The organism is Leptospira venezuelensis (assembly GCF_002150035.1).
In the GTDB taxonomy this organism is placed as follows: domain Bacteria; phylum Spirochaetota; class Leptospiria; order Leptospirales; family Leptospiraceae; genus Leptospira_B; species Leptospira_B venezuelensis.
In genome coordinates, this window is the sequence record NZ_NETS01000008.1 from 260,048 (window position 1) to 274,302 (window position 14,255).

The window sequence follows — 14,255 nt, forward strand, 5'->3', positions numbered from 1 at the left end:
TTATGCCATCTTCTATATGCAATTTCTCACGCGAAGGCGCAGTGGCGCGGAGTTTATTTTCTTTTTCCAAATGCTCAATGTTCAATTTTTTGACCCAATCCTTAAATTAACTAAATCCTCTAAACATCATAAACCATTATCCAAACCCTCTCTGCGACTTTGCGGCTCTGTGTGAAAATACCTCTTTCCTACTCTGTAGCTTCTTTGCGAAAAACCTAATACTGTTCAGTTTCAAAAAAGTATCCATTCTCCTCTTTTTTACCTTTCCAGATATAAATCATAAATTAACGCTTCCTTAAGAAACGCAATCAAATTGAACATAAGTTCATTTATATATTTTATATTCGGAGAATATCCATGCTTGAAAATAATTATTTCTTAGAGAATGAAGACCTTAAACAATATTTCGAATCCTTAATAGACTGGGAAGAAGTGGTAAATGCTTTCGAACAAGGATTTTCCGACAAAAAAGAATATGAAAAAACCGGCAAAGAAGAACTGGCATTAGCTCCAGGAAGTAAAGAAGAAGCCATTGAATTTTATAGATCCGTATTGGAATCGGCAGGAGAGATCGCAGGAAAAGAAATAGCTCCATTTGCACAGAAAATGGATGCAGAAGGTTTAATATACGAAAAAGGTAAAGTTAAATTCCCTAAAGAAATGATAAACGCAGTCCATCTGGTCAAAGAAGCCGGAATTCTTCCCTACTCTATCGGACGTAAACACGGCGGACTTGGACTACCTTGCACCGTGCAAGCAATGCTTATGGAAATGTTTTCCAGAGCAGATGGATCTGTTGCGATCGCTTTAGGATGTATGAATCTTGCGGAAACCATTGAGAGATTTGGTTCAGATGAAATGGTACAAACTTACGTACCAAAAATGGTAGCTGGAGAACTCTGCGGTGCAATGGCACTCACAGAACCGAATTATGGATCAGATCTCCCGAATTTACAAACAAAAGCAATCAAAGGAGAGGATGGAGTCTGGAGAATTACAGGAGCCAAACGATTTATCACTCATGGCTGTGGTTTTGATGATAAACCGTCCATCATCCTTACATTAGCAAGAACCGGAAGTCCAACAAGTGGCGCAAGAGGACTCTCATTCTTTATTGTTAAAAGTGAAGATGTGGAAATCGCAGGCATAGAGAAAAAAATGGGGTTACATTGCTCTCCCACCTGCGAGGTAGTTTATGAAAATACTCCAGGTATATTAATCGGAGAAGAAGGTTACGGCCTTGTAAAATATTCCATGGCAATGATGAACGGAGCAAGACTTTCCATCGCAGGACAGGCAATGGGAATCGGAGCTGCCGCATATTATGAAGCTATAAAATACGCTGATGAAAGGGAACAATTCGGCAAGAAGATCAAGAATATCCCAGCAGTGAAAAAAATGTTGGATCTAATGGACAGAGAGATTCTCGCAATGCGTTCCATTTTACAGGAAGCTTCCAGATCAATAGACCTATATCATTGGAAGTCGGAAAAAATGAAAGAGTCCGGAGTAGACGAAAGAGAAATCAAAAAGGACGAATCAATCAAAAAATGGGAAAAACTCGCAAACCTATTTACTCCATTATCTAAGTATTATATTACAGAACAGGCAAATAAGATAGCATTCGATGCACTGCAGATTCATGGAGGAGCAGGTTATACATACGACTATGATATTTCTAGAATCTATAGAGATGTAAGGATCACAAATATCTACGAAGGAACCACACAATTGCAGGTCGTAGCAGCCATTGGAGGAATTGTCACCGGACTCGGATCCAAAGGGATCTTAAGACAATATTTGGATGAAGAAATGTCAAACTTCTCACCTTCTAGAGAGCTTTCAGACAATCGCAAAACACTGGAAGAGTCCCATTCTATATATTCTTCATTAGAAAACGGAACATCCAAGGACGAAGTCGCATTCGAGCTGGTAGAATCTGCAACCAGAGTCATAATCGGCGTGATTTTAGAAAGAAGCCTAAAAAAGCTGGATGGAGATCCTAAAAAGGAAAGAGCTACGCTAGTACACTTTTATAACCTAGATAGCTCAGCTTTATTAGAATATAATAAAATCCGCATCCAAAATAAGAAGAGCCTGGCCCTAGTTTAGGGCTTTTCTCCGTTTCCAATTTTCGATGATTTGATACATACGCAGTGGATAGATAAGGAATCTATCCGCGAACATCATCAAAGCAAATATCCTCGAAGGTAATACTCTCTTTTTATTCCAGCGAATCCCAGATATAACCGCCGAAGCGACCTGTTTCGGGGTTTGAGAAGGAAAAGGCACCGGAACCTTCTTACCAGCTGCATCGAAAAAATTTGTTCGAGTAGCGATTGGATAAACAATCATCAACCGATGAGGTTTTTTTAGTTCAAACTGAAATGCTTCCGCAAAAGAATGCACCGCCGCTTTGGTTGCAGAATACAATGCATAACCTGGGATAGACAGAAAGCTCATAGCAGAAGCGGTGATGATATAATAGACCGGGTTAGAATATTCTGACTGAACTTTTTGCAAGCCGTAGATAGCGGAGAAAACATTTGTCTGAAAAATTTTTTCAATACGTTTCCAATCTGGCTTCTTAATCTCTTCATAGTATGCAAAACCTGCATTTGCATAGAAGATATCAATACCGCCCAAAACCTTTTCTGCTTCCTTAAAAATTTTATCTACGTTTTCAGAAGAGGAAACATCACATTTAAATTTTTTCACCCTCTCGTCCGATACTTCTAAGCGAGAAGGATCCAGATCCACTGCTAAAATTTTAACACCATCGAATTTAAGAAGTTTAAGTAAAGTTTCCTTCCCAATTCCGGATGCAGCCCCAGTTATCACGACACGTTTTCCTTTTATATCCATCTTCCCTTCCTATTTAGATCCTGTAGAAATTAATTTAATCCGACTATTTAGGAAACAAAAATACTTACATCCAGGCTTTTGTAAACATCTGTTCACAAAACAAAATCAATTAATCGAAAGGTTTATAACGAACAATGTCAGGAAAATAATAAATTATTTATTCAATCCTTATCCAAACGATTCAAAAAATATCTTTCCTTTCAAAATATCTTTTGAACAATCGTTACGGCATATTCATAAATGTTATGCATTGAATCCGGGTTTGCTCCAGGATACTTAAAATGATACAAAGGAATTTTTATCATATCTTCGAAACTATTCATAGAAAAGTTTCATACACATTCTCCATAGTTGCGTTTTCTTTAACCGGCGGATGGTTCGGGGCAATGTATGCCTATTTTTTTGGTCAGGCAACCATCCCGATGTTTTCTGTAAAAACACATTATCCGATCATTCTCTCCTTTTTTTTAGCAACAATCTTAGTTACAATCTTACATAGTATCCAATATGGGTTCTTAGCCCGATTTGGGTTTTCTGGAATTGAAACTCATATCAGAAGAATTAATAAAGCCTTGGATCATAATTCTTCCATACGAAGACTAGGCTCGGAAGAATTGGATCTAATACTATCCGATCTAATTAAATTACCTACTCATAATATGATCACCGCATTCGGTTATGGATGTTTTGTTTTTTCAGTTAATGTGGTAGCCTATTTAATATTTAATTATGAGCTTAAAGAACTTTGGTATATTTTTTTAGGCTGGTCGGCAGCTATTTTCGTTTATTGCGGCTTTAGTTATATTATCACGGATTATATCACGGGTCCCAAAAGGGTAATGTTAAAGAAAGTCTTGTTGAGTAGATCCTACTCTTCTAATTTTCCAGCCGGATTTTTGGGCTTAAAAGGAAAGTTTGGATTTCTACTTTCCTTGGTATTACTTTCTTTAAGCATATTAGCAGTTTATGTAGGACTAAGGCCAAATTCTTATTTAGAGATCGTCATTTTCATCGGGCTCACCTTCTTTGCTGCTACCATACTCATTATATTATACTTCCAATCCATTTCGACTACCCTAGAGCAAATCGGAAAATCTGCGAATGATCTGGCTGCAGGTGGTCCAGGAAAATTGCCCCTGGTTTCGAATGACCGAGAATTTTTAGGATTTGCAAGAGACTTTGCAAAAGCGACAGGAGAAATAGGAAGGATCAGAGAACATCTTCAATCTTTAGTCGAAGAAAAAACTTCGGAGCTTAGAGAAACATTACGAACTGTAGAAGAACTTAAAAAACAACAGGATGGAGACTATTTTCTTACTTCTCTTTTGATAAAACCCCTTGGGATCAATCGAACGACTGGAAGAAAGGCAAAAGTTGATTTTTTAATTAAGCAGAAGAAGAACTTCGTATTTAAGGGTAAAGAAAGCGAGATAGGCGGAGATATTTGTATCGCACAAGAAATCCTTTTAAGAGGAAAGGAATACACAGTATTTTTGAATGCGGACGCTATGGGAAAATCATTACAAGGAGCAGGAGGTGTTCTTGTATTAGGAGCTGCATTCCACTCTATTCTACAAAGAACACTTACAAATGAAAATACCTACTCACTATACGCTGAAAAATGGATAAAGAATGCATTTACAGAATTGCATAAATTATTCCAGGGCTTCGATGGAAGCATGTTAGTCTCCATGGTTTTGGGCGTTTTAGATGAACAGGCAGGCATATTATACTATATTAATGCAGAGCATCCTTGGTCCGTTCTATACAGAGATGGAAAAGCCTCCTTTTTAGAAGAAAGTTTACAATACAGAAAATTAGGGACTCCTGGTATGGAAGGAAGTTTAAGCGTAAAAATTTTCAGACTCCAACCGGCCGATATTCTAGTTATCGGATCTGACGGAAGAGATGATCTAGAGATCCCTACTAAGTCTGGAGAAAAAACAATGAATGAGGATGAGTCCCTATTTATGAAAATAGTAGAATCTTCTGAGGGTAATCTTCAAACAATTTTAACAAACTTGGAAGCTAAAGGAAGGATTACGGATGATCTTTCACTTCTGCGAATTGAATATGATCCCGGCAAATCCTCAAACAGAACGAAACCAGGGAAAGAAGTTCAAAATCTAAGCAAAAAAGCGAAAGAATTCTTAAAAAATAAAAACATTACGGAAGCAATTCTTGCAATTGAAGAAGCGCTAAACCTATCACCGAAAAACCAAATATTAAAGAGAGATTTGATCAGGCTGCATTATAGAAATGGAAATCACCAAGAAGTTTGTTCTCTTATGGATTCCTATGTAGAGGAAAATCCGGGCGATACAGACATGATCTATACTGCTTCCTTCTGTTTCAAAAAAATCGGGAACTTCAATCGTTCCTTAGAACTTGCAGAAAGGATCCAACTTCGGAATCCGGGGATCCCTGCAAATTTAGCACATATAGCAGACTTAAATTTAAAATTAGGGAGATCCGAGAAAGCAATTAACTTTGCAAAACTAAGCCTCGAATTAGATCCACAAAATGAAAGTGCCGTTCAAATTTTAAAAAGTTTGAACGGAAAATCCTAATCGTAAGTTATATTAAATTTTCGAGATTCGCTCTTGCAGAAGGAGATCCTAAAACCGCAATTTTATCCGATTCTACAATCCGTTTACCAGTTTTTCCGGACCAAGCTAAGTTCAACATAGACTTGGCAACTGTCTTGGCATGAATAGATCTATACTTTTTCAAAGGACCCAAGAGTAAAGGATTGATCAAAAATGCAAGTTTAGCCCCGATCTTCTCCCCTAACCTAAATTCTTTTCTATCTCCTTCCAAAAGAGAAGGTCTAAAAATCCCAAAAGTCTCAAAACCAAGTTTTGAAATTTCTTCCTCTACTTCTCCTTTTACCTGATTATAAAATACGAAAGAATTCGGATCTGCTCCTAGTGCTGTCACTATAAAGAAAGATTTTACTCCCTTCTCTTTTGCAACTTTAGCAAAGCTGATAGGATATTCAAGATCTACCTTTTTAAAATTCTCTCTTGAGCCTGCTTTGCCAATCGTAGTCCCTAAAGTGCAAAATGCATCTGTAATACCTTGCGGAAACTCGGGGAACTTTTCCCAATCGGTAAGGATCAATTCTAATTTGGAATGAGTCCATTCCAATGGTTTTCGGACCAAAAGATAAACCTTATCCCAAGACGGATCTATTAATAATTCCTGCACAAGTTCTCCGCCCACAAGCCCGGTGCCGCCTGCAATGATAGCAACTCTATGGTTCATTTTTCCATCCTGTTCTTTCCAAGGCTGATCGATCTTGGTTTTATATAAAAGTTCCAACGATTCTGATATTTATATCGGAATTATAACATTCCTTTTGTTATCCGAGTCAGTCGAAAACAATAAGAAACGATTGAAGCAAAAATGGAAAGGAGTATTTTAGGAAGCTATGCCTATCAAAGATTATCTACCTAAGTTTCTTTGTAATATCTTAGAAATTACCGACCGAAACAAAATGGACGATTCGGTCCGTAAAGTTCTAGAAAATGAAGAGATCATAGGTGCCTATGTATCCAACGCCTTCCGATATCTGCTTTTAATATTTTTTGCTGCTCAATTAGCTTTGAACTGGAAAAGCGGAGATGCGATCGTAAACGGGATTGCATTTGCAATTTTCACCGTAGTTACGATTGGGCATACATATGTGATACGCACTTGCACACATTGGGCAATCAAAGGTTTTTCTTATTTGGCATTGGTCTCTGACTTTTTTGTCATCAGTTCCTTATTATTGTATTATACTCTTCATCAAAATTCCTTTGATCTAGGATTTGCGATTAAGAATCCAATCATGAATTTTCTATTCTTCCCTCTTGCGTTTTCATTGATCCAATTCAGATTAAGATATGTCGTCTTAAGCGTAATCCTATTCTATCTAGTTTATTTCGGAATATTCTCTTACGCGTTAATATACGATAAGATGGTGTTCGCAAAGGATTGGGGAGATTATGTAATGGGACCGAATGTCTTAGTCACAGACGCGCTATTCGGAAGACCCATGGTTTATCTAATACTCGCATTTTTCTTTTCTTTTGGAATATTAAGAACTTTGATCATGATCAGGCGAATAGGCGAAGGAGAAGCACAAAGATCTCTGCTATCTCGCTACTTCTCACCAGGAATGGTAGAAGAAATGATGACTAACCCGGATGTATTGGAAGGACGAAGACAAACTGCAACCATACTATTCACTGATATCCGAAACTTCACTGCACTTTCAGAAAACATGGACCCATTGGAACTGAGTAGATTCCTGTCTTCCATTAGAGAAACATTAACTGATTGTGTTTTCGAATTCGGCGGAACCTTAGACAAGTATATAGGCGATGCTGTCATGGCCACATTTGGAACTCCTTATCCTTCTGATGATCCTGCATCAGATGCAATTAGAGCGTTGCAATGCGGTCAGAAAATGTTGGAAAGATTAGGAGAATTCAATAAGGCAAGAGAATCCAAAGGATTAGAGCCAGTTAGTATTGGAATAGGTATCCATACGGGAGAAGTTTTCTCCGGAAATATTGAAACTAGCAGAAGAGCGGAATTCACAGTGATAGGAGATGCAGTAAACACTGCTTCCAGAATTGAATCACTTACTAAAAACTTTGGTAAAGAACTGTTAGTCTCAGAAGAAACCTGGAAACTAGCAGGTGCAAATTTCAGAGGAGAAACACTTCCGCCAGTACAAGTAAAAGGAAAAGAAAAACCGGTGACTGTGGTTGCAGTTGGAGCTTAAAAAATTTAACCGGTTGTAGGTTCTATTCTAAAAATATCCACTACTCGATGCATTCGGATCGTTTGACCGCTCAGCATAAGACTCATCTTCTGCAAGTCTTCTAATAGCGATCCGATCCGAACTGCACCCTCTTCTATTTCACAGAAAAAATCTCTCATTCGGTTTAATTCAGAATAACGTTTCTCCATATCTGCGGCAACGGATTCGCTCATATTAGCAACTCCTTGGATAGAGGTTTCTAAATCATCTGATCTGGAAGAATAATCTCGAACCGAGTCGAAAGCCCCTTTCATAGTTTTGGAAAGCTCCGGGATTTTAACCAAGATCGACTTAAATGAATCCACGGTTTCGGCCAAGGATTGTAAAGATCCATCTACGGTTTCCCAGATCTCTCTCAAATACATATTTGCCTGCTTTGCATTTGAAGCAGTTTTCTCAGAAAGAACCGAAATCTGCTGTGCTACCACTGCAAATCCTTTATCTCCACCTCTTGCAGACTCAATTGACGCGTTGATAGATAACATTCCGAGTTGTTCCGCTATTTTCTGAAGAATTCCCACAAGCTCCTCTACTTTTTTAGCGGAACCATTCAGACCTTGCATACTTTTAACGGTCTTCTCTAATCTTTTCTCTCCAGTAAATGCAATGGACTGTATAGAGTCGCTGATTTGATCTGATGCTAAAATATCAGTTTGGAGTTCCTTCATTCCTTGGGACATTTCCTCCGACATTCTTCTCATTTCGGATGATCTTCTTCTTTCTTCTCTCACCAGATCGAGTACTGCCTTTAAAGAAGTTTCCAATAAGTCTGAGGTTTCCCTTATTAGGGTTGTTTTTTCTTTTTGATTTTCGATTTCTTTTGTAATAGCAATGGTAGAAGTTTCTAAATGCCCGGATTCGTTTTCGATCTTATCAGAGTTTTCTTTTACAACTCCGATAATTTGAGTTAAACTCAAAAGTAAACGATTGAATAATTCTGCAACGGCACCGGATTCTACTCCAGGATCTACATCTATCCTTTTCCTTAGATCTTTGGAATCTGCAACGTATTTCATTGCGTTCATTAAATCTAACCATACAGTTTTAGCTCCGTGCTCGGATTCATTTAGGCCTCTATCTTCTTCTTCCGAAGATACACGGATCGATATGGTAAACTTCATAAGAAAAAATAGAATAAGTCCCATACTAAAAGACCAAACAGCGCAAACGGCCACACCTGTTAGTTGAGCCTGCCACTGATTCCAACTACGCAGTGATTCTTCTTGTGCAAATAAACCCACAGCCAAGGTACCCCAAATTCCCCCTACTCCATGCACTGGAAACGCACTGACCACATCGTCTAATTTTAAAATATTCTCCATGATCCAGACGGCAACTTCTGCAAGTATACCTGCAATCAATCCAATAATTAAAGAAGAAGCAGGACTCATAACATCACAACCTGCAGTGATTGCGACTAGTCCTGCGAGAACTCCGTTAATCGCTCCTCCTACATGAGGAACACCTTTAGTAATATAATCAAATATGATTGCCGCACTACATCCTGCGCAAGCAGCCAAACTAGTATTCACGATAATTTTGGGGACAGCGTCAGTTAAAGAAAGTGTACTTCCACCATTAAATCCGAACCAGCCGAACCATAAGATAAAGGTTCCTAAAACAGAAAAAGGGAGATTATGACCGTATAACTCTCGAGGTTTTCCATCCAAATCAAAACGATCCTTTCTAGGACCGAGAACAATCACCCCCGCAAGAGATACCCAGGCTCCTACAGAATGTACGACTGAACTTCCAGCAAAATCATGGAAACCGGATCGACTCAACCAGCCTCCGCCCCAAGCCCAGTGACCGAAAACAGGATATATAAATAAAGAAACAAAAAGAGAACAAACCAAATATGCCTGGAATCGTATCCGTTCGGCAACTGCACCGGACACGATAGTTGCAGCGGTTCCCATAAATGTAACTTGAAAAAGGAAGAAGGCAAATTCTTTGCCTGTGCTAAGACCTTCTAAAAGAAATAGATCTTTACCGAACCAACCATTAAAACTAGTCCCATACATTAAACCGTAGCCGATCAAAAAGAAACAAATAGTTCCTACAACATAATCGAGTAGGTTTTTGATCGCGACGTTGATCGAGTTTTTAGATCTTACTAACCCGGATTCTAAAAGTAGAAAACCGGCTTGCATAAAAAAGACAAGTGCGGAGGCGAAAATCACCCATAACGTATCTACATTCTTTGCTAATTCTTTGGCGGCTGGAAGAACGGGATCCAATGAGAGAACCTCTCTTCGTTCTAAGAATGAGCATATGTATTGATTGATTATTTATTGAGAAAGAAAAAAACGTAAGCCGACAATAATTTATAACGTTACTTAATAAGCGAACTGCATTTGCATCGCTTCAGTAACAGGTAAATATCCCTCAAATAGGGTAATAGTCACGAAATCGCAGGTAACGCGAAAATTCCTGTCCTGCGACTTCGCATTGTAAATAATTTACTTCACTCCTGCTTTTTGTAATTCCTTACCAAGCTGTCCAGTAATCGTGCAAAAATACATTCTCCAATCGCTTACGAAAGATTTGAACGGGTATATAAATGTGGCAGGACGGTTTTTTTCTAAGAAGAAATGCCCGATCCATGCGAAAAAGTACCCGCTAAACAATGCTCCCAGTAAGTACCAAGCGTTTAGATAGAAGATTGCAGAAACGATAAACACAAGAGCACAAGTGGTTCCGATAAAATGGAATATCCGGTTCATTTTATTCGAATGTTCTCTCAAGTAAAATGGCCAGAATTCCTGTAGGGTTTCGTATTTTTTGTTTTCAGTCATCTTTGTCCCTCCGGAACTACATGATACGCGAGGGAAAAAGAATCCGCAACAACTTCTCTTCCATATATAATAACGTTCGTTATTTAAAAAGTTGGGGTTCCGACAATCCTTCCAGAGATTGGATATACTCCAGATAAGGCTTTATTTTGAATTTTTTAGAAGTAGAGTCGGAGGACATATAACGGATATTTCCAAGCACCGCTCTTTCGGGAGACCAAGGCCGATCGAATGCCCCAAAACACCAAAGAATACCTGTATAAGAATTCGGATCACGCCCATCATACGCATATTTATGATTCAAATCTTCTAATATACGAAATGCTTCCTCGGGTGAAGAGGACCATTCTATTACTTTTTTGCCCCATAACATTCTTAGATAATTTTGAATGGTGCCTGTAAGAACTAATTCTTTCTGAGCTACATTCCAAATAGGATCATGAGTCATCGCGTTTTCAAATTGTTCTTTAGAATATGTATATTCTCTCTTATCGCCTCTATGGGCATCTAAAGAAAGTTTAGCCCAATTCGGAAGAATGGAAAGATCCTTCCTAAAACTAGGCTCCTTATAAAACAAAAGATAACCCAGCTCTCTCCATGTGAGAAGTTCATCTAAAAAAGAATTTATATTTGGATTTGGATGAAAGAACCCCTCATTCTTTCCTCTATAAGAGTGATTCAATATATCGGGACTCCAATCTATTTTAGGATCAGAACTCAAAACCGCAGTTACGATCTCATCTATAGAGATCATTCCGAAATGTAAATAAGGAGAAAGAGAAGAAGCTTTCATTCTTTCAGGAGGCCTCGGTTCACTTCTTTCTTCGGAATAAAATGGAAGCCCTTCTTTTAGGAATTTTTTGAGAAGTTTCAGTCCTTCTTTTCTTCCCCCAGTCTTACCAGGGACAGGAAGAACATTCTGGAATTGAGAATTCATTTTTTTCAGATGGGAAGAAATGTCCTCTTTGTTTCCCGAAAATAGAAATTTCGGTTTTTTTAAAAGATCAGAGTTTGGAATCCCTTTTGGATTCGGTTTAGGATTAGATCTATGAACGTAAGATTCCGCAAATTTATCATGAAGTTTAGGTCTCAAAACACGAGCATACCCAAATGATTTTTCGTAAGAAGCTAATGGAGTGATAGAGTTAGAATCTACGAGCAGAAGTTTACAATCGAGCGTCTCGGAAACCTTCTCAGCATGTTCGGGAAGAAAAAAACAAGGAAAATCGTCCGTAATTACAACAGAAGCTTTCTTTAAAATACTCGGAATGATCTCGGAAAGTGAATGGTCTTTTGTTTCCACAAAAGACCAATATGTAAACCCTCGTTGTTCCGCATCTTCTGCAGTATCACAAATTCCTTCTAAAAGAAATTGTTGGAGTCTAGGAGAACTCCATCCAAAATCCATCATTACAGATTCAAAGATGACTAATGGTTTTTTAAATTTTTTAGCAAGATGAATGGAATAGTCCAGGCAATGGTTCCAAGCTAATCTTCGATTGGCTCGGATCCAATAGAGAATATACTCTCCATCTTCTAAGACGGGCTTTTTATTCCCTTCTCTTACCCTGATTAAGTTTCTTTCTGATAACAAGATTCTTCCTTAGACTTCTCTTTTCAAAAAACGGGAAATGAAAAATTTGAGGGTTTAGAAGGAATTTACGCAATATTTTAGCACTCTATCGGCTAAAGTGCTTGACCTCCCACCCCTGTTTCGGATTTCCTGGAATTTATATTCAAGCACTCATTTATTACAAGTGCTAAAGAGACTGAAAGGAGAAAGTCATGGCGATTAAACCACTGGGCGACCGTGTTCTGGTTGAACCTAAACAAGACGCCGAAGAAAAAATCGGCAGCATCTTCGTTCCTGATACTGCGAAAGAAAAACCGCAAGAGGGAAAAGTTGTAGAGGTAGGAAGCGGACGTTATGAAGACGGGAAGCTTGTTCCTTTAGAAGTTAAACCAGGTGATGTCGTTCTATACGGCAAATATTCCGGGACTGAAATTAAATCTGACGGCAAAGAATACTTAATCATCCGCGAAAGCGATATCCTTGCCATCGTGAAAAAGTAATCGGCCGAGGGAAGAATAATGGCAAAAGTTATTGAATATAATGAAACAGCGAGACGCAAACTTTTAGAAGGCGTTAATAAACTCGCTAATGCAGTGAAAGTTACCTTAGGTCCTAAGGGAAGAAACGTGGTAATCGATAAAAAATTCGGTTCCCCTACAATCACTAAGGACGGAGTTACCGTAGCGAAAGAGATCGAATTAGAAGATGCTCTTGAGAATATGGGCGCTCAAATGGTAAAAGAAGTTTCCACAAAGACAAATGACGTTGCTGGAGATGGAACTACTACTGCTACAATTCTCGCTCAATCCATCATCAATGAAGGATTGAAAAACGTTACTGCCGGTGCAAACCCTATGGCCCTGAAACACGGGATCGATAAAGCGGTTACTGCAGCTGTTGAAAGTATCAAAAAACGTTCCGTAAAGATCGAAAACAAAAAAGACATCGCTAACGTTGCAACTATTTCTGCGAACAACGATAAAGAGATCGGAAATCTTATCGCAGACGCAATGGATAAAGTTGGAAAAGACGGCGTTATCACTGTTGAAGAAGCTAAATCTATCGAAACCACTTTAGACGTGGTAGAAGGTATGCAATTCGACAGAGGATACGTTTCTCCTTACATGGTAACTGATCCTGAAGCAATGATCGCAACTTTAAGCGATCCTTATATCCTGATCTATGACAAAAAGATCTCCTCTATGAGAGACCTTCTTCCTGTATTGGAAAAAGTTGCTCAAGCAGGAAGACCTTTAGTGATCATCGCAGAAGAAGTAGAAGGAGAAGCATTAGCTACTATCGTAGTAAACACTCTTCGTAAAACTATCTCTTGCGTAGCTGTTAAGGCTCCTGGATTCGGAGATCGTCGTAAAGCGATGTTAGAAGATATCGCGATCCTTACTGGTGGCCAAGTGATTTCCGAAGACCTCGGAATGAAACTGGAAAACGCAACAGTTCAACAACTTGGACGTGCTAAAAAAGTTACTGTGGATAAAGAAAACACCACCATCATCGAAGGACAAGGTGCTTCTAAAGATATCCAAGGCCGCGTAGGTCAGATCAAAAAACAGATCGAAGATACTACTTCCGAGTACGATCGTGAAAAATTACAAGAACGTCTAGCAAAACTTGCTGGTGGAGTCGCAGTAATTCATGTTGGTGCTGCTACTGAAGTAGAAATGAAAGAAAAGAAAACCCGTGTGGAAGATGCACTTTCCGCTACTCGCGCTGCGGTAGAAGAAGGTATCGTTCCTGGTGGTGGACTTACTCTTTTAAAAGCACAAGAAGCCGTAGGCGGGCTGAAACTCGATGGAGACGAAGCTACCGGAGCAAAAATTATCTTCCGTGCTTTAGAAGAACCTATTCGTATGATCACTTCTAACGCTGGTCTGGAAGGATCCGTGATCGTAGAGCAAGCAAAAGCTAAAAAAGGAAACGAAGGTTTTAACGCACTTACTATGGTGTGGGAAGACCTACTACAAGCGGGAGTTGTTGACCCTGCAAAAGTGGTTCGTTCCGCTCTTCAAAATGCTGCTTCTATCGGTTCCATGATCCTAACTACAGAAGTTACAATCACCGACAAACCTGAAAAAGAAGGCGCAATGCCTCCTATGGGTGGAATGGGCGGTATGGGAGGAATGGGCGGCATGATGTAATTGCCTGCTCTTCCTTTCGGAAAAGTTAAAAAGCCGGGGTTTTGCACCTC

General features: G+C 39.0%; 10 protein-coding genes. 5 read left to right on the top strand and 5 right to left on the bottom strand.

The window, feature by feature from the left end; genetic code table 11:
* Positions 1-357: 357 nt before the first annotated feature.
* Entirely contained in the window at positions 358-2,112 is a 1,755-nt protein-coding gene (locus tag B1C82_RS05315) for an acyl-CoA dehydrogenase family protein (RefSeq protein WP_086446568.1), read from the top strand.
* Here B1C82_RS05315 and B1C82_RS05320 read toward each other — a convergent pair.
* Positions 2,104-2,865, bottom strand: coding sequence for an SDR family NAD(P)-dependent oxidoreductase (locus B1C82_RS05320; RefSeq protein ID WP_086446569.1), 762 nt, complete (start codon positions 2,863-2,865; stop codon positions 2,104-2,106). The two genes, B1C82_RS05315 and B1C82_RS05320, sit on opposite strands and share 9 nt — an antisense overlap.
* Positions 2,866-3,146: 281 nt before the next feature.
* On the opposite strand from B1C82_RS05320, the gene B1C82_RS05325 reads away from it, so the two are divergent.
* Positions 3,147-5,435, top strand: a complete 2,289-nt coding sequence (locus B1C82_RS05325) for a PP2C family protein-serine/threonine phosphatase (RefSeq protein WP_086446570.1) — start codon at positions 3,147-3,149, stop codon at positions 5,433-5,435.
* 7 nt (positions 5,436-5,442) lie between these two features.
* Here B1C82_RS05325 and B1C82_RS05330 read toward each other — a convergent pair whose 3' ends face one another.
* Complete coding sequence (locus B1C82_RS05330; RefSeq protein WP_086446906.1) at positions 5,443-6,132, bottom strand: oxidoreductase; 690 nt, start codon at positions 6,130-6,132, stop codon at positions 5,443-5,445.
* Between the two features lie 166 nt (positions 6,133-6,298).
* Here B1C82_RS05330 and B1C82_RS05335 point away from each other — a divergent pair, with 166 nt between their 5' ends.
* Positions 6,299-7,642: an adenylate/guanylate cyclase domain-containing protein gene (locus B1C82_RS05335; RefSeq protein ID WP_411550343.1), complete on the top strand. Its 1,344-nt coding sequence runs from the start codon at positions 6,299-6,301 to the stop codon at positions 7,640-7,642.
* A 5-nt stretch (positions 7,643-7,647) separates the two neighbouring features.
* Here the strand turns inward: B1C82_RS05335 and amt are convergent, their stop codons facing one another.
* From amt to B1C82_RS05350, 3 genes are all read right to left on the bottom strand, one after another.
* Positions 7,648-9,921, bottom strand: a complete 2,274-nt coding sequence (gene amt / locus B1C82_RS05340) for an ammonium transporter (protein WP_086446571.1) — start codon at positions 9,919-9,921, stop codon at positions 7,648-7,650.
* Positions 9,922-10,143: 222 nt separating this feature from the next.
* Entirely contained in the window at positions 10,144-10,479 is a 336-nt protein-coding gene (locus B1C82_RS05345) for an Mpo1-like protein (RefSeq protein ID WP_086446572.1), read from the bottom strand.
* A 79-nt stretch (positions 10,480-10,558) separates the two neighbouring features.
* Complete coding sequence (locus B1C82_RS05350) at positions 10,559-12,070, bottom strand: deoxyribodipyrimidine photo-lyase (RefSeq protein ID WP_086446573.1); 1,512 nt, start codon at positions 12,068-12,070, stop codon at positions 10,559-10,561.
* A gap of 191 nt (positions 12,071-12,261) precedes the next feature.
* Between B1C82_RS05350 and groES the strand changes: the two genes are divergently transcribed.
* Together groES and groL are read left to right on the top strand one after the other, a co-directional pair.
* Positions 12,262-12,549 (top strand): co-chaperone GroES, encoded by a 288-nt coding sequence (groES, locus tag B1C82_RS05355; RefSeq protein WP_086446574.1) that lies wholly within the window; start codon positions 12,262-12,264, stop codon positions 12,547-12,549.
* 18 nt (positions 12,550-12,567) lie between these two features.
* Entirely contained in the window at positions 12,568-14,205 is a 1,638-nt protein-coding gene (groL, locus tag B1C82_RS05360) for a chaperonin GroEL (RefSeq protein WP_086446575.1), read from the top strand.
* Positions 14,206-14,255: the final 50 nt, after the last annotated feature.